The sequence below is a fragment of the Mesorhizobium sp. M0074 genome (assembly GCF_040322975.1).
Lineage (GTDB): Bacteria > Pseudomonadota > Alphaproteobacteria > Rhizobiales > Rhizobiaceae > Mesorhizobium.
The window spans coordinates 246,513-260,420 of record NZ_JAMYUM010000008.1 but is presented as its reverse complement, the minus strand read 5'-3'; the positions used below and the strand labels follow the sequence as shown (position 1 = coordinate 260,420).

Here is a 13,908-nt window from a genome sequence, read left to right as displayed (position 1 = left end):
TGGCTCTCCTACAACAAAAACAGACGCACCGACTGCTTCGTCGCCGCCCTTATATCCGGCCCGCAATATTCCCCCCCCCACCCCCCCCCGCGGGGGGGGGGGGCGGCGCGCCCTCCGCCCCCCGCGGCTTCTTGGCGCGGGGGGGGGCGCCCCCGCGAGGCTGCACCGACCCCACCCCGCGTCACAAAATGCCGCCTTGCGGCATTTGCTCCGCGACCCTCCCCTCGAGGGGGAGGGTAAAGGCCTCAAATCGCCGCGGTAACAATAATCTCGACCAGATATTCCGGTCCGGCAAGCTTGGCTTCGCCGGTGGCGCGGGCCGGCGTGTTGCCTTGCGGTACCCATTTGTCCCACTCCGCGTTCATCTCGGCAAAGGTGCTCATGTCGGCCAGCCAGATGATCGCCTGCAGGATCTTGGTTTTGTCGGTGCCGGCCTTGGCCAGCAATTCATCGATCGCCGCCAGAATGTCCCTGGTCTGGGCACCGACGTTTCCGCCCGGCTTGCCGACCTGACCGGCCAGATAGACGGTGTTGCCGTGGATGACGATCTGGCTCATGCGCGGGCCTACATCGATACGACGAATGCTCATTGGATATTCCTTCTCCTCTTGTCGGTGCGCCTGTTTAGGGGCGGGGTTCGCCGGGGGCAAGGCCGCTCGAGCGGAACTTCTTGAGCCAAGCCAAAGCACACAACAAGACGGCCCGGCCGCAATTCCGCCCGATTGGCTTGTTGACTAATGTAATAACATCACATATCGAATCCGCCCCTGCAGCGCCGATCATCGCCCCCATGGATCGTCACATGAGCCAAACCTGCCTGACCTTCCGCGACCTGACGCTGGGCTACAATAGTCATCCTGCGGTCCACCACCTCAATGGTACGATCCGCAAGGGATCGCTGACGGCGGTCGTCGGCGCCAACGGCTCCGGCAAATCAACGCTGATGAAGGGCATCGTCGGCGTTCTGAAGCCGATGGCCGGCGCGGTGATCCGGGCGCCCGGCATACGCGCCGCCTATCTGCCGCAGCAATCGGAGCTCGACCGCTCCTTTCCGGCCCGTGTCGTCGACCTGGTTTCACTTGGCCTGTGGCCGCGGCGTGGCATGCTCGGCCGTTATACAAGGGAAGATCGCGACTCGGTCAGCGAGGCGCTGATGGCCGTCGGCCTCGGCGGCTTCGAGAAGCGCCCGATCGACACGTTGTCGGGCGGCCAGCTGCAGCGCACGCTGTTTGCCCGCGTGCTGTTGCAGGATGCCGAGCTCATCCTGCTCGACGAGCCGTTCAACGCCGTCGATGCCAAGACAGTCGGTGACCTGATCGCGCTGATCAAGCGCTGGCACGGCGAGGAACGCACGATCATGGTTGTGGTCCACGATCTCGATCTGGTGCGGCAGAATTTCCCCGAAACACTGCTCCTGGCGCGCCAGCCGATCGCCTGGGGCGAGACCAAAGAGACGCTGCGGCCGGAGAATCTGTTGCGTGCGCGCCGCTTCCACGAAGCCTGGGAGGACAACGCGCCATGGTGTGAGCCCGGCGAGCATGATCACGAGCACAGTGGCCACGAACACGGCCATGACCATGACCATGACCATCATCACGGCTCCGGGCCGAGGGCGGTATAATGGAGGTGCTTTACGGTCTTTTCGTCGCTCCTTTCGCCGACTACGCCTTCATGCAGCGGGCGCTCGCCGGTTCGATGATGCTGTCGCTCGGCGCCTGCCCGGTCGGCGTGTTCCTGATGCTGCGGCGCATGAGCCTGTCCGGCGACGCCATGGCGCATGCCATCCTGCCCGGTGCTGCCGCCGGCTTCCTGTTCTATGGCCTGGAGATCCTGCCGATGACGATCGGCGGACTGATCGCCGGCATCATCGTGGCGCTCAGCGCCGGCGCCGTCTCGCGCTTCACCATTCAGCGCGAGGACGCCTCGATGGCGGCCTTCTATCTGATTTCGCTGGCCATCGGCGTGCTCATGGTGTCGATCCGCGGTTCCAGCGTCGATCTCATGCATGTGCTCTTCGGCACCGTGCTGGCGCTCAACAACGAGGCGCTGACGCTGATCGGCGGCATCGTCGTGGTGACGCTGGTCAGCCTCGCCATCTTCTGGCGGGCGCTGGTCGCCGAATGCCTCGACCCTTTGTTCCTGCGCTCGGTCAGCCGGATGGGCAGCCCGGTGCATTTCATCTTTCTCGGCCTCGTCGTGCTCAACCTCGTCGGCGGCTTCCAGGCGCTCGGCACCTTGCTGTCGGTCGGGCTGATGATGCTGCCGGCAGCGGCGGCCCGCTTCTGGACCTCGCGCGTCGAGCCGATGTGCGTGCTGGCCACAGTAATCGGCTTTGCCTCCTGCATTGCCGGGCTGCTGTTGTCCTACCATGCGTCATTGCCCTCCGGCCCGGCCATCATCCTGTCCGCCGGCGTCGTCTATTTCGCCTCGATCCTGTTCGGCACGCGCGGCATCCTGCGCGCCCGCATCGTCCATCACCGCCACAGAACTGCCTGATCCCAACAAAGGAGAACCTAGTCCATGCTGAAATCGATCCGCGCCGCTTTGGCCGTGAGCGTTATAACATTAACCGCCTTTGGCGCATCTTCGGCCTTTGCTGAGCCTTTGAAGGTGGTCGCCAGCTTCACGATCATCGCCGATTTCGCCAAGAATGTCGGCGGCGACCGCATCGATCTGACCACCATCGTCGGGCCGGACGGCGACGCCCACGTCTACGAGCCGAGCCCCGCCGATGCTGTGGCGATGGCCAAGGCCGACATCGTGCTGGTCAACGGCCTGCATTTCGAAGGTTTTCTGCAGCGCCTGGTCGACGCCAGCGCCACCAAAGCTTCGATTGCCGTGCTGACCAAGGGGGTCACGCCGATCAATTTCAAACCCGAATTCGCCGAGGCCGATGCCGCCGAAGGCGCAGAAACCGATGGCGGCAAGACGGTCACCGATCCGCATGCCTTCCAGTCGATCGCCAATGCCAAGATCTATGTGAAGAACATCGCCGACGCCTTTTGCACGGCCGACGCTGCGGGTTGCGACAGCTACAAGGCCAATGCAGCCGCCTATACGCAAAAGCTCGAGGCGCTTGAGGGCGAAGTGCAGGCGGCGATCCAGTCGATCCCGCAGGAGAAGCGCGTCGTCATCACCTCGCATGACGCCTTCGGCTATTTCGAGCAGGCCTACGGCTTGACGTTCCTGGCCCCGGAAGGCGTGTCGACCGAGTCGGAGCCCTCCGCTGCCGACGTCGCCAAGCTGGTCAGCCAGGTGAAACAGGACAAGGCGGCGGCGATCTTCGTCGAGAACATCACCAACCCGCGGCTGATCGAGCAGATCGCCAGCGAGACCGGCATCAAGGTGGGCGGCACACTCTATTCCGATGCGCTGTCGCAGCCCGACGGCCCGGCCGCGACCTATATCGACCTGATGCACAACAACATCGCCCAGATCAAAGGCGCGATCCTCGGCAGCTGAGCCGACCGATCCGGTTCATCCAGCCGGGCTGGCGCATGATGCGTCCTGGCGACGTACCGCGTTAGCCCGGCTGGATTTCCGGCATCGAAATCTCTATCTGCGCGATGGATTTCTTTTCGCGCGGATTGCCGACCGGGTCAGGGAGTGGCAAGACTGCCGCTAACCAGATTGCGAGGACACCGCCATGGAATACCGTCAGATCAGCGAGGACTATTCGGTCTCCGGCCAGATCCAGCCCGAGGATGTCGCCACCATCAAGGCCGCCGGCTTCAAAAGCGTGATCTGCAACCGGCCGGACGACGAGCAGCCCGGCCAGCCATCGGCCGACACCGTCAAAGCGGCGGTCGAGGGCGCCGGGCTCGCCTTTCGCTACATCCCGGTCATCAGCGGCCAGATCACGGCCGAGAATGTCGAGGACCAGGCCGAGGCACTGGATGAGCTTGATGGCCCGGTCTTCGCCTATTGCCGTTCCGGCGCGCGCTGCACTAATCTTTATGGGCTGATCCAGCAGTCGAAGGGGTGAGAGGCCTCACATTCCGAGCGGAGGAAGTCAAGTTCCGCACTGTGGCGATCCTTCACACCCCCCTCTGTCCTGCCGGACATCTCCCCCTCAAGTGGGGAGATTGGATGTCGCGTTGGCTTTCGCCAATTTTCAGCGTTGCGGAGTGGGCAGCGAGGTCAGAGCTGCCAATCTCCCCACTTGAGGGGGAGATGGCCGGCAGGCCAGAGGGGGGTGCTGTCCAGGGTGCTGTCCCTCCGCCATATCTAACGAAAAGCCGTCTGGGCTAAATCGGCAGCGCGCCGGTTTCCTTTAGCGTCTCCAGCACGATCGCCGTCTTCACATGCTGCACCGATTCGTGCGGCAGCAACACGCCGTTGACGAATTCCGACAGCGACTTCAGGTCGGGCGTCACCACTTTCAATATATAGTCCATCTCGCCGGTCAGCGCGTGCGCTTCCTGCACTTGCGGTAGCCGCGCCACCAATTCGCCGAAACGCCGCGCATTGTCGCGGTTGTGGGTGGCGAGCGTCACCGAGATGACGTTGACCAGGGAAAAACCGAGCTTGTCGCGGTCGAGCACCGCCCGGTAACCCTTGATATAGCCGTCCTCCTCCAGCCGCTGGCGACGGCGCGAGCACTGCGACGCGGACAGGTTCACCCGTTCCGACAGATCGTTGTTGGTCAGCCGTGCATCGCCCTGCAACAGAGCCATTATCTTGCGGTCAAACTGGTCGATGCGCGCCTCATCCATGAATTTCGGGTCCGCAGTGCACAACTCGCGCATGATCAGACCATTTCAAGCGTTTGAATGCAAGCAATTTGCACTCGCTCCGCGCTATAATTGCGTTCAGATGGCCGACGCGGCCAGTTCCAGATTTCGGAGCAATGCCATGGGTCCCTTCCCGCACGACGCACCGCCCGCCAAGATCAGCAAAACCAATCCCGCCGGTACCGACGGCTTCGAGTTCGTCGAATTCGCGCATGCCGAGCCGGAAAAGCTCGCCGAGCTTTTCACCCGCATGGGCTATGTGCCGGTGGCCAAGCACCGCAGCAAGGACATCACCGTCTGGCGGCAGGGCGACATCAACTATGTTGTCAATGCCGAACCCGGCTCGCATGCCATGAAATTCGTCGACAAGCACGGCCCTTGCGCCGCCTCGATGGCGTGGCGGGTGGTCGATGCAAGGCATGCCTTCGATCACGCGGTGGCCAAGGGCGCGACGCCCTATGAAGGCAACGACAAGACGCTCGATGTGCCGGCGATCGTCGGTATCGGCGGATCGCTGCTCTATTTCATCGAAACTTACGGCGAGAAGGGCTCGGCTTACGACGCCGAGTTCGACTGGCTGGGCGAGCGCGACCCCAGGCCGGAAGGCGTCGGCTTCTATTATCTCGACCACCTGACCCACAATGTCTATCGCGGCCAGATGGACAAATGGTGGGATTTCTACCGAGACCTGTTCGGCTTCAAGCAGATCCATTTCTTCGACATCGACGGCAAGATCACCGGCCTGGTCAGCCGCGCCATCACCTCGCCCTGCGGCAAGATCCGCATTCCGCTGAACGAGTCCAAGGACGAGACCAGCCAGATCGCCGAATATCTGAAGAAGTATAATGGCGAGGGCATCCAGCACATCGCCGTCGGCACCGACGACATCTACGGCGCCACCGACAGGCTGGCCGCCAACGGCCTGAAGTTCATGCCGGGTCCGCCCGAGACCTATTACGACATGTCTTATGCCCGCGTGAACGGCCACGAAGAGCCGATCGAGCGCATGAAGAAGCACGGTATCCTGATCGACGGCGAAGGCGTGGTCGACGGCGGCACGACCAAGATCCTGCTGCAGATCTTTTCGAAAACCGTGATCGGCCCGATCTTCTTCGAGTTCATCCAGAGGAAGGGCGACGAAGGTTTTGGCGAGGGCAATTTCCGCGCTTTGTTCGAATCGATCGAGCAGGACCAGATCAAGCGCGGCGTGCTGAAGGTGCAGGCGGCGGAGTAGGCTAACCGGACTTCTTGCGATTCGGTCAGTAGTAGCTCAGACTTTGGCCATGAACATTGCTATCGCAGAGGCCAAGGCAAGACTGTCGGAACTCGTCAGCCGCGCGGAAGCTGGCGAAGAGATTGTGATTACCCGTCGCGGCAAGGTTGCGGCGCGCCTCGTGCCGCTAGCCGTGCCCGAGTCCCTGCCTCGTGTCGGCGCCATGAAGGGCAAAATCAGGATTGCCGACGATTTTGACGAACTCGGTCCCGAATGGGACGGGTATGTCAAATGACGTTGTCACAGGCAAACGTCTATTTGGCGAGGCCAGCGGCTTTGCGCAGAATCTCGTTGATGCGGCTCTGCCAGCCGGGGCCGCCGGCACGAAAGCGGGCGACTACGTCACTGTCGAGACGGAGTGTTACCTGCTTCTTCGGATTATCGAGAGCCGGCCGGCCGCGCGAACGGCGAATGCTTTCGGCAAGCTCAGGGAACGCTTCGGCGAAAGGACGAGCGTTTCGAAAATCCTCCTCTGTCCATTCCGGATTCTCCGAAACGGCTTCCCAGTCTTCTTTGCTGTAGCCGCGACCAGCTTCGAACTCGGTGCGCACCTTACGCTTTGCCATTGAACAATTTCCTTTCCGCGGGACTTGCCGGGCGCATCGAAATTTTCGAGATGCCCTCGGAACCGAGCCGGGCAAACACCACCGCAACGATGCCCTCGATGATCCGGCCAATTGCCATGAGACGACCGGCCTTGGCAGTGCGGATTGTCGAGGCAAGAAAAAACTCGTCATCAAGCGCCGCAAAATCCAAGCCGTGCTTGTCAATGTTGGCCAACCGTTTCGGTTCGTCCCAAACGATCTTCATCAGAATTTATGTACCTACAATAATTAAGTCAATAATTTTCGTAACTACAACTAATTGCGACCTTCGAGCACCAACCTCTCGACCTCGGCTTTCCTGAGTTTCAGATCATAATCGAGGAAAAACTCGTCGAGTTGCGGCGGTTTCACCGAGGTGCCGGACAGCATCGCGTGCACCTGGCCGCGATGATGGATGTCGTGGATGAAGAGATGGGCGAGCAGATCGCCGGTCCGTTCCGGTATCATACCGTCCTCGCGCCGGTCGGTGAGGACGCGGCGCCCGAGATCGTCCGCCGACAGGCGGTCGCAAAAGGCGATCAGCCGCCGGTCGGCCTCCGTCCGCTTGCCAAAGAGCGCGTCCGCTTCGTCGAAGAGCAAGAACTCATCGTAGACCGCGGCGCCGACGCCGCCCTCTTCGAGAAAATCGAGATAGAGGTGATCGACCGCCAGGATGTGATTGAGCGTTGCCTTGATCGACGGAAAGAAGCTCGTCCGTTCGGCTTCGAATTCGCCGGGCTCAAGCTGCAGTACGGCGCCGTAGAGCCGGTCGTTCGACCACAGATTGTTGGCTGCCATGCGGTGGAAATGGTTCAGCAGGTCCATGACTTCACGACGCGACCCGGAATAGCGACACACCCGCCCATAGAAGCGCAAACCCAGCCAAAACAATCAGCAGCAGCCCGATCATGCGCCGCCGCATGCCTTGCGTTTCCTCGTCCAGCGCGACATTCGTGTTGGTGACGGTGTGAAACATCATCGCCTTGCGCGGAAAGCCGCTGCGGTTGGTCAGGCCGGGCGAGCGCGCCTCGATGCGGTAGCTCAGCCTGATTGCCTGGATGAAGATCGCCAGCATGGCAAGAGCCCAGGCACCGCACAGCAGATAGAACGTCTCGCCTGTCATTCTCTTACCCCTCGTACTTCTCGACCTTCTGCTCGATGGCGCCGAAGATCGAATGCCCACCCCGGTCCTTCATCTCGATACGCACGCTATCGCCAAAGCGCAGGAACGGCGTTTTCGGTTCGCCGGTTTCGATGGTCTCGATCATACGCAGCTCGGCGATGCAGGAATAGCCGGCGCCGCCCGCCGAGACAGGCTTGCCCGGCCCGCCGTCGAGCTTGTTGGAGACGGTGCCCGAACCGATAATGGTGCCGGCGGCCAGCGGCCGCGTTTTTGCGGCATGGACAATCAGCGCCGGAAAATCGAAGGTCATGTCGATGCCGGCGTTCGCCCGGCCGAACGGTTTGCCGTTGAGATCGACCAGCAGCGGCAGGCTGACCTTGCCGCCGTCCCAGGCATCGCCCAGCTCGTCCGGCGTCACCGCAACCGGCGAAAAGGCCGATGACGGTTTCGACTGGTAGAAGCCGAACCCCTTGGCGAGCTCGGGTCCGGTCAGGCCGCGCAGCGTTACATCGTTGACCAGCATGACCAGCCGGATCGCCGCCCGCGCCTGGTCGAGGCCTGCACCCATCGGCACGTCGTGGACGATGACGGCGACCTCTCCTTCCATGTCGATGCCAAGGGTCTCGTCGGTCATGCGGATTGGGTCGCGCGGTGCGAGGAAAGCGTCCGAGCCGCCCTGGTAGATCAGCGGATCGGTCCAGAAGCTTGCCGGCATCTCGGCGCCGCGCGCCTTCCGCACCAGCTCGACGTGGTTCACATAGGCCGAGCCGTCGGCCCATTGATAGGCGCGCGGCAGCGGCGAATGGGCGTCATGCTCGTGAAAGCGGGCAGACGGCACCGCATTATTCTCAAGTGATTCGGCCATCGCAGCGAGATGCGGCGCGATCCGATGCCAGTCGTCGAGCGCGGCCTGCAGGGTCGGCACCAGGAACGAAGCATCGGTAAACCGCGTCAGGTCGCGCGAGACGACGACGAGCTTTCCGTCGCGCGTCCCGTCCTTCAATGTGGCAAGCTTCATGCGGTTTCCTCTCCTGGCGCGCAAAGCAGTCCGTCACCGGCGGGTGCTCGACACGCAGCGCCGATATTTTGAGACCGCGCTCTTCCGCCACCTGGCCTTCACCAAACTCGACGATCGAAACCAGGTCGCGGAGATCCGGCCGCCCTTCATCGGCGATGCGGATCTCGATGTCGAACTCCATCGCCTGGCAAAAGCGCTGCCAATAGTAGCCGGTGCCGGGCGGGCCGAACACGGCGACCTTTGTTGCCAGGCCGGCCGTCCATGCGGTGTGGATCAACGGTCCAAGTTCCAGCACATGGTCGGAATGCAAATGCGTGATGAAGATCAGGTCGAGCGCCTTCAGGCTGACACGGGCATCGGTCAGCCCGCGCGTCACGCCGAGCCCGCAATCGACGACGAGGGTGCGGCCGCCAATCTCCAGCAGTGACGAACTCGGCCACGGGCCGCCCGGCCGCAGCGCCGGCCCACCCTTCGAACCCAGAAGCACCAGACGATCCGTCATGCGAAGGCGCTCAAGACCAGTCGCCCTCTGGCGTGCCGTTGAAGCGCTTCTTCAGGCCGGCCCAGCAGTCGATGTAATTGTCTTGCCGGGTTTCGAGCTCGGCGCCATAGCGGGTCACCATCTGCGGAAAGCGTGTCTCGAACATGAAGGCCATGGTGTTGTCGAGCTTGACCGGTTTCAGCTCCGCGCGCGAGGCTTTTTCGAAGCCAGACGCATCGGGTCCGTGAGCCAGCATCATGTTGTGCAGGCTGATGCCACCGGGCACGAAGCCCTCTTCCTTGGCATCGTACTGACCATGTATGAGGCCCATGAACTCGCTCATGATGTTGCGGTGATACCAGGGCGGCCGGAAAGTGTTTTCCGCCACAAGCCAGCGCGGCGGGAAGATGACGAAATCGATATTGGCGGTGCCTTCCTCGCCGCTCGGCGCGGTCAGCACGGTGAAGATCGACGGATCGGGGTGGTCGAACAGGATCGCACCGACCGGCGAAAAGGTCGCAAGATCATATTTGTAGGGCGAATAATTGCCGTGCCACGCCACCACATCCAGCGGCGAATGATCGATCTCGGTGACATGGAACTGGCCACACCATTTCGCGATCAGCCGACAGGGCGTGTCCTTATCCTCGAACCAGGCGCAGGGCGTCTTGAAATCGCGCGGATTGGCCAGGCAGTTGGCGCCGATCGGGCCGCGATCCGGCAGCGTCAGCTTGGCGCCGTAATTCTCGCAGACATAGCCGCGCACTTGCGGATCGACCAGTTCGACCTTGAACACCAGACCGCGCGGCAGCACGGCGATCTCGCCCGGCCTGAGTTCGATGACGCCCATCTCGGTGACGAAGCGCAAGGCTCCAACCTGGGGCACGACCAGCAACTCGCCGTCGGCGTTGAAGAAATGATCGTCGGCCATCGAACGGTTGGCGACATAGACATGTGCCGCCATGCCGGTCTGGCCGAGCACGTCGCCGGCGGTGGTGATCGAGCGCATGCCGGCGATGAAATCGGTTGGTTCCTTCGGCATCGGCACGGGGCTCCAGCGATACTGGCCGAGTGCGAGCTGATGGTCGCCGACGTTCGGCGCGCTTTTCCAAAGCGGATAATTCGCCGCTTTGAAGCGGCCGGTGTGCCTGACGCTCGGCCTTATCCGATAAAGCCAGGAGCGCTCATTGGTGCCGCGCGGCGCGGTGAATGGAGAGCCCGAAAGCTGCTCGGCATAGAGGCCGTAAGCCGGCCGCTGTGGCGAGTTTCGCCCTTGCGGCAGCGAGCCCGGCAGAGTCTCGGTCTCGAAGTCGTTGCCGAAACCCGGCATGTAGGAATAGGCCATGGAATCCTCCCGAATTCATGGTCTCGGAGCATCGTTTGCGCATCCGCAAAGATGCTCCGAGTTGACCATACCGGTTTCATTTGTAACCATTGAAAATGTAACCATCAACGGTGATTTCGGCATGAGCCGCCAGCATGCCCAGTCAGGGCCAACCATGGAAATCCTCGAGCTGGAATCCTTCCTGCCTTACCGGCTCTATCGGCTTGCCGATGCCGTCAGCCGCGAATTCTCAAGGATATACAAGGACCGTCACGGACTGACCCGGCCCGAATGGCGCACACTGGCCGGGCTTGGACAGCACGGCACGATGACGGCGACGGCGCTCGGCGAGCAATCGGCCATGCACAAGACCAAGGTGTCGCGAGCGGTGGCCGAGCTTGAGCGGCGGCGCTGGCTGACCCGCACGCCAGACGAGAAAGACCGTCGCGTCGAGCATCTGACGCTGACCAAAGCGGGGCTTGCCGCCTATCGCGAAATGGTGCCGCTGGCGAAGGAGTTCGAGCGGGAGCTGCTGGAGAGATTGAGCGCAGATGAACGTACAGCAGTCGCGGAAGGGGTGGCCGCGCTTGAGACGGCTTTGTACGGGGATTAGGTCCTCAGCAACTTTTGATGCAGGCGGGACAGCACCCCCCTCTGGCCTGCCGGCCATCTCCCCCTCAAGGGGGGAGATTGGACGTCGCTTCGGCTTTCGCCAATCTCCAAAGAAGAGCGATGTCGGCGAAGCTGCCAATCTCCCCCCTTGAGGGGGAGATGGCCGGCAGGCCAGAGGGGGGTGCTGTCCCGCCGGCGTTTCTAATCGCCTACCAATCCATCACCACCTTGCCGGAATTGCCGCTCTTCATCGCTTCGAAGCCGGAGATGTAGTCGTCGATACCGATGCGGTGGGTGATCAGGCCACTGACATCGAGAGGACCCTGCACCAGCGCGATCATCTTGTACCAGGTCTCGAACATTTCGCGGCCGTAGATGCCCTTCAGGTGCAGCATCTTGAAGATGACCTTGTTCCAGTCGATCTCGAAGCCGGTCGGCGCAATGCCGAGAATGGCGATCTTGCCGCCATTGTTCATAGTGTCGATCATGTCGCGGAAGGCAGGCGCGGCACCCGACATTTCGAGGCCGACGTCAAAACCCTCGGTCATGCCGAGCGCCGGCATCACGTCGCGCAGCTTTTCCTTCGACGCATCGACGACATGCTGGACGCCGAGCTTTTTCGCCAGTGCCAGGCGCACCGGGTTGATGTCGGTGATGACCACTTTTCGCGCGCCCACGCACTGCGCCACCAGTGCGCCCATGATGCCGATCGGCCCGGCGCCGGTGACCAGCACGTCCTCGCCAACCAAGTCAAAGGACAATGCCGTGTGAACGGCATTGCCTAAGGGATCGAAGATTGCCGCGATCTCGTCCGGCACGTCGTCGGGGATCGGCACGACGTTGTGCTGTGGAATCGCAAGGTATTCGCCAAAGGCGCCCGGCCGGTTGACGCCGACACCAAGCGTGTTGCGGCACAGATGCCCCCTGCCCGCCCGGCAGTTGCGGCAATGGCCGCAGACGATATGGCCTTCTCCGGAAACGCGCTGGCCGAGTTTGTACTCGGTCACCGCCGTGCCGAAATCGGCGATGGTTCCGACGAATTCGTGGCCGGTCACCATCGGCACCGGCACGGTCTTTTGCGCCCACTGGTCCCAATTGTAGATGTGCACGTCGGTGCCGCAGATCGCCGTCTTCCTGATCTTGATCAGCACGTCGTTCGGACCGATTTCCGGCACCGGCACTTCTTCCATCCAGATGCCCGGCTCGGCCTTGGCCTTGACCAGCGCCTTCATCATGTTTGACATTCTCTTGTCCCCTGAACCTTAGTCGCCTGAACCTCAGTCGCTTGAATCTCAGTCGCTTGAATCTCTTGATCCGGCCGCTCAGGAAATCACGCCGAGTTCGCGACCGACTGCGGCGAACGCCTCAACCGCGCGGTCGATGTCGGCGCCGGAATGGGCGGCCGACATCTGCGTGCGAATGCGCGCCTGGCCCTTCGGCACCACCGGGAAGGAGAAGCCGATGACGTAGATGCCGCGCTTCAGCATCCGCGCCGCCATCTCCTGCGCCAGCGTCGCGTCGCCCAGCATCACCGGGATGATCGGATGATCGGCGCCGGCCAGTGTAAAGCCGAGCCTGCCCATCTCGGAGCGAAACCGCGCTGCGTTGGCATATAGGCGCTGACGCAACGCATCGCCATTGCGGACCAGTTCGAACACCCGAATCGAGGCGCCGGCGATCGCCGGCATCAGCGTGTTGGAGAACAGATAGGGGCGCGAGCGCTGGCGCAGCCAGTCGACTACCTGCTTCCTGCCCGAAGTGTAGCCGCCCGACGCGCCGCCCAACGCCTTGCCAAGCGTGCCGGTGATGATGTCCACCCTGCCCTCGACGCCGCAATGTTCGGCCGAGCCGCGGCCATTCCTGCCGACGAAACCAACTGCATGGCTGTCGTCGACCATCACCATCGCATCGTATTTGTCGGCGAGGTCGCAGACGCCCTTCAGATTGGCGATGATGCCATCCATCGAGAACACGCCATCGGTGGCGATCAGCCGGAACCGGCAGTCGCTCGCCTCTTTCAACCGCGCCTCCAGATCGGCCATGTCGTTGTTGGCGTAGCGGAAGCGCTTTGCCTTCGACAACCGCACGCCGTCGATGATCGAAGCGTGGTTCAGCGCATCGGAGATGACCGCATCCTCCTCGCCGAGCAGCGTCTCGAACAGGCCGCCATTGGCGTCGAAGCAGGAGCCGTAGAGGATCGTATCCTCCATGCCGAGGAAGCCAGAAATCGTCGCCTCGAGCTGCTTGTGTTCTTCCTGCGTGCCGCAGATGAAGCGCACCGACGCCATGCCATAGCCGTAACGGTCAAGCGCCTGCTTGGCCGCTTCCCCCAGTTCGGCGCTGTCGGCGAGACCGAGATAATTATTGGCGCAGAAATTCAGCACCTTCTCGCCACCGACCTCGATTTCGGCCGATTGGGTCGAGGTTATCACCCGCTCAGATTTGTAAAGGCCGGCCGATTTCAGTCCTTCAAGCTCGCTGTCGATGTGGGAAAGGAACGCTTCGGTCATGATCAGGCCCTGTTGAGATCGACGAGGACTGTCGCGCCGCGCGGACGAAAAATCCATCGCAAAAGCGACCGCTTCGGTGGCGGCAATGGCACGGCAGAGGCCACGATGTTCAAATGCGGAGGCGCCGCGAAAGATTGCAATAACCACTTTGCGGGTTTCCCGCCACGGTCGCCGCCGCCGGCCTGCTGCCGTCCCAAACCTGTTAACACTTTGAAGCCAAAGGTTGTCGCACAAGAATTCGTTGGCGAGA

The 13,908-nt window shown here is 62.2% G+C and carries 17 protein-coding genes and 1 pseudogene; 7 read left to right on the top strand and 11 right to left on the bottom strand.

Annotated features, from left to right (window positions below; genetic code table 11):
- Positions 1–245 precede the first annotated feature (245 nt).
- Positions 246–590 (bottom strand): RidA family protein, encoded by a 345-nt coding sequence (locus NKJ73_RS14050; protein WP_023674415.1) that lies wholly within the window; start codon positions 588–590, stop codon positions 246–248.
- 212 nt (positions 591–802) lie between these two features.
- Here NKJ73_RS14050 and aztA point away from each other — a divergent pair, with 212 nt between their 5' ends.
- From aztA to NKJ73_RS14030, 4 genes are all read left to right on the top strand, one after another.
- On the top strand, positions 803–1,621 hold the full coding sequence (gene aztA / locus NKJ73_RS14045) for a zinc ABC transporter ATP-binding protein AztA (protein ID WP_352569816.1): 819 nt from the start codon (positions 803–805) through the stop codon (positions 1,619–1,621).
- Positions 1,621–2,496, top strand: a complete 876-nt coding sequence (gene aztB, locus NKJ73_RS14040; RefSeq protein WP_352569815.1) for a zinc ABC transporter permease AztB — start codon at positions 1,621–1,623, stop codon at positions 2,494–2,496. Before aztA ends, aztB begins: the two co-directional genes overlap by 1 nt.
- 24 nt (positions 2,497–2,520) lie before the next feature.
- Positions 2,521–3,462: a zinc ABC transporter substrate-binding protein AztC gene (gene aztC / locus NKJ73_RS14035; RefSeq protein ID WP_352501460.1), complete on the top strand. Its 942-nt coding sequence runs from the start codon at positions 2,521–2,523 to the stop codon at positions 3,460–3,462.
- A gap of 184 nt (positions 3,463–3,646) precedes the next feature.
- On the top strand, positions 3,647–3,985 hold the full coding sequence (locus NKJ73_RS14030) for a protein tyrosine phosphatase family protein (protein ID WP_352457135.1): 339 nt from the start codon (positions 3,647–3,649) through the stop codon (positions 3,983–3,985).
- Positions 3,986–4,247: 262 nt separating this feature from the next.
- On the opposite strand, the gene NKJ73_RS14025 is transcribed toward NKJ73_RS14030, so the two are convergent.
- On the bottom strand, positions 4,248–4,715 hold the full coding sequence (locus NKJ73_RS14025) for an Lrp/AsnC family transcriptional regulator (protein ID WP_023674409.1): 468 nt from the start codon (positions 4,713–4,715) through the stop codon (positions 4,248–4,250).
- Between the two features lie 139 nt (positions 4,716–4,854).
- Here NKJ73_RS14025 and hppD point away from each other — a divergent pair, with 139 nt between their 5' ends.
- Together hppD and NKJ73_RS14015 are read left to right on the top strand one after the other, a co-directional pair.
- Positions 4,855–5,967: a 4-hydroxyphenylpyruvate dioxygenase gene (gene hppD, locus NKJ73_RS14020; RefSeq protein ID WP_352569813.1), complete on the top strand. Its 1,113-nt coding sequence runs from the start codon at positions 4,855–4,857 to the stop codon at positions 5,965–5,967.
- A gap of 49 nt (positions 5,968–6,016) precedes the next feature.
- A complete protein-coding gene (locus NKJ73_RS14015) occupies positions 6,017–6,241 on the top strand; it encodes a type II toxin-antitoxin system Phd/YefM family antitoxin (RefSeq protein WP_352457132.1) in 225 nt (74 codons plus the stop codon).
- A gap of 19 nt (positions 6,242–6,260) precedes the next feature.
- Here the strand turns inward: NKJ73_RS14015 and NKJ73_RS14010 are convergent, their stop codons facing one another.
- The 7 genes and pseudogenes from NKJ73_RS14010 to hmgA form a co-directional block, all read right to left on the bottom strand.
- Complete coding sequence (locus NKJ73_RS14010) at positions 6,261–6,572, bottom strand: BrnA antitoxin family protein (RefSeq protein WP_352457131.1); 312 nt, start codon at positions 6,570–6,572, stop codon at positions 6,261–6,263.
- Positions 6,559–6,816 (bottom strand): BrnT family toxin, encoded by a 258-nt coding sequence (locus NKJ73_RS14005; RefSeq protein ID WP_352569812.1) that lies wholly within the window; start codon positions 6,814–6,816, stop codon positions 6,559–6,561. The genes NKJ73_RS14010 and NKJ73_RS14005 overlap by 14 nt, the downstream gene beginning before the upstream one ends.
- A gap of 50 nt (positions 6,817–6,866) precedes the next feature.
- Positions 6,867–7,415, bottom strand: coding sequence for a DinB family protein (locus NKJ73_RS14000; protein WP_352569811.1), 549 nt, complete (start codon positions 7,413–7,415; stop codon positions 6,867–6,869).
- 4 nt (positions 7,416–7,419) lie between these two features.
- On the bottom strand, positions 7,420–7,713 hold the full coding sequence (locus NKJ73_RS13995; protein WP_352569810.1) for a hypothetical protein: 294 nt from the start codon (positions 7,711–7,713) through the stop codon (positions 7,420–7,422).
- Between the two features lie 4 nt (positions 7,714–7,717).
- A complete protein-coding gene (locus tag NKJ73_RS13990) occupies positions 7,718–8,731 on the bottom strand; it encodes a fumarylacetoacetate hydrolase family protein (protein ID WP_352569809.1) in 1,014 nt (337 codons plus the stop codon).
- Between the two features lie 19 nt (positions 8,732–8,750).
- Positions 8,751–9,233: pseudogene (locus NKJ73_RS13985) on the bottom strand (MBL fold metallo-hydrolase); the annotation flags it as partial.
- Between the two features lie 10 nt (positions 9,234–9,243).
- Positions 9,244–10,557 (bottom strand): homogentisate 1,2-dioxygenase, encoded by a 1,314-nt coding sequence (gene hmgA / locus NKJ73_RS13980; protein WP_352473635.1) that lies wholly within the window; start codon positions 10,555–10,557, stop codon positions 9,244–9,246.
- A 154-nt stretch (positions 10,558–10,711) separates the two neighbouring features.
- Between hmgA and NKJ73_RS13975 the strand changes: the two genes are divergently transcribed.
- A complete protein-coding gene (locus NKJ73_RS13975; RefSeq protein ID WP_352457154.1) occupies positions 10,712–11,149 on the top strand; it encodes a MarR family winged helix-turn-helix transcriptional regulator in 438 nt (145 codons plus the stop codon).
- Between the two features lie 208 nt (positions 11,150–11,357).
- Here the strand turns inward: NKJ73_RS13975 and tdh are convergent, their stop codons facing one another.
- Together tdh and NKJ73_RS13965 are read right to left on the bottom strand one after the other, a co-directional pair.
- Positions 11,358–12,392: an L-threonine 3-dehydrogenase gene (gene tdh / locus NKJ73_RS13970; protein WP_352457125.1), complete on the bottom strand. Its 1,035-nt coding sequence runs from the start codon at positions 12,390–12,392 to the stop codon at positions 11,358–11,360.
- Between the two features lie 78 nt (positions 12,393–12,470).
- Complete coding sequence (locus tag NKJ73_RS13965) at positions 12,471–13,658, bottom strand: glycine C-acetyltransferase (RefSeq protein ID WP_352569808.1); 1,188 nt, start codon at positions 13,656–13,658, stop codon at positions 12,471–12,473.
- Positions 13,659–13,908: the final 250 nt, after the last annotated feature.

Bases quoted from the DNA above. Each gene is read 5' to 3' on its own strand.
- NKJ73_RS14050 (WP_023674415.1), bottom strand. From the start codon at position 590: ATGAGCATTCGTCGTATCGATGTAGGCCCGCGCATGAGCCAGATCGTC.
- aztA (WP_352569816.1), top strand. From the start codon at position 803: ATGAGCCAAACCTGCCTGACCTTCCGCGACCTGACGCTGGGCTACAAT.
- aztB (WP_352569815.1), top strand. From the start codon at position 1,621: ATGGAGGTGCTTTACGGTCTTTTCGTCGCTCCTTTCGCCGACTACGCC.
- aztC (WP_352501460.1), top strand. From the start codon at position 2,521: ATGCTGAAATCGATCCGCGCCGCTTTGGCCGTGAGCGTTATAACATTA.
- NKJ73_RS14030 (WP_352457135.1), top strand. From the start codon at position 3,647: ATGGAATACCGTCAGATCAGCGAGGACTATTCGGTCTCCGGCCAGATC.
- NKJ73_RS14025 (WP_023674409.1), bottom strand. From the start codon at position 4,715: ATGGATGAGGCGCGCATCGACCAGTTTGACCGCAAGATAATGGCTCTG.
- hppD (WP_352569813.1), top strand. From the start codon at position 4,855: ATGGGTCCCTTCCCGCACGACGCACCGCCCGCCAAGATCAGCAAAACC.
- NKJ73_RS14015 (WP_352457132.1), top strand. From the start codon at position 6,017: ATGAACATTGCTATCGCAGAGGCCAAGGCAAGACTGTCGGAACTCGTC.
- NKJ73_RS14010 (WP_352457131.1), bottom strand. From the start codon at position 6,572: ATGGCAAAGCGTAAGGTGCGCACCGAGTTCGAAGCTGGTCGCGGCTAC.
- NKJ73_RS14005 (WP_352569812.1), bottom strand. From the start codon at position 6,816: ATGAAGATCGTTTGGGACGAACCGAAACGGTTGGCCAACATTGACAAG.
- NKJ73_RS14000 (WP_352569811.1), bottom strand. From the start codon at position 7,415: ATGGACCTGCTGAACCATTTCCACCGCATGGCAGCCAACAATCTGTGG.
- NKJ73_RS13995 (WP_352569810.1), bottom strand. From the start codon at position 7,713: ATGACAGGCGAGACGTTCTATCTGCTGTGCGGTGCCTGGGCTCTTGCC.
- NKJ73_RS13990 (WP_352569809.1), bottom strand. From the start codon at position 8,731: ATGAAGCTTGCCACATTGAAGGACGGGACGCGCGACGGAAAGCTCGTC.
- hmgA (WP_352473635.1), bottom strand. From the start codon at position 10,557: ATGGCCTATTCCTACATGCCGGGTTTCGGCAACGACTTCGAGACCGAG.
- NKJ73_RS13975 (WP_352457154.1), top strand. From the start codon at position 10,712: ATGGAAATCCTCGAGCTGGAATCCTTCCTGCCTTACCGGCTCTATCGG.
- tdh (WP_352457125.1), bottom strand. From the start codon at position 12,392: ATGTCAAACATGATGAAGGCGCTGGTCAAGGCCAAGGCCGAGCCGGGC.
- NKJ73_RS13965 (WP_352569808.1), bottom strand. From the start codon at position 13,658: ATGACCGAAGCGTTCCTTTCCCACATCGACAGCGAGCTTGAAGGACTG.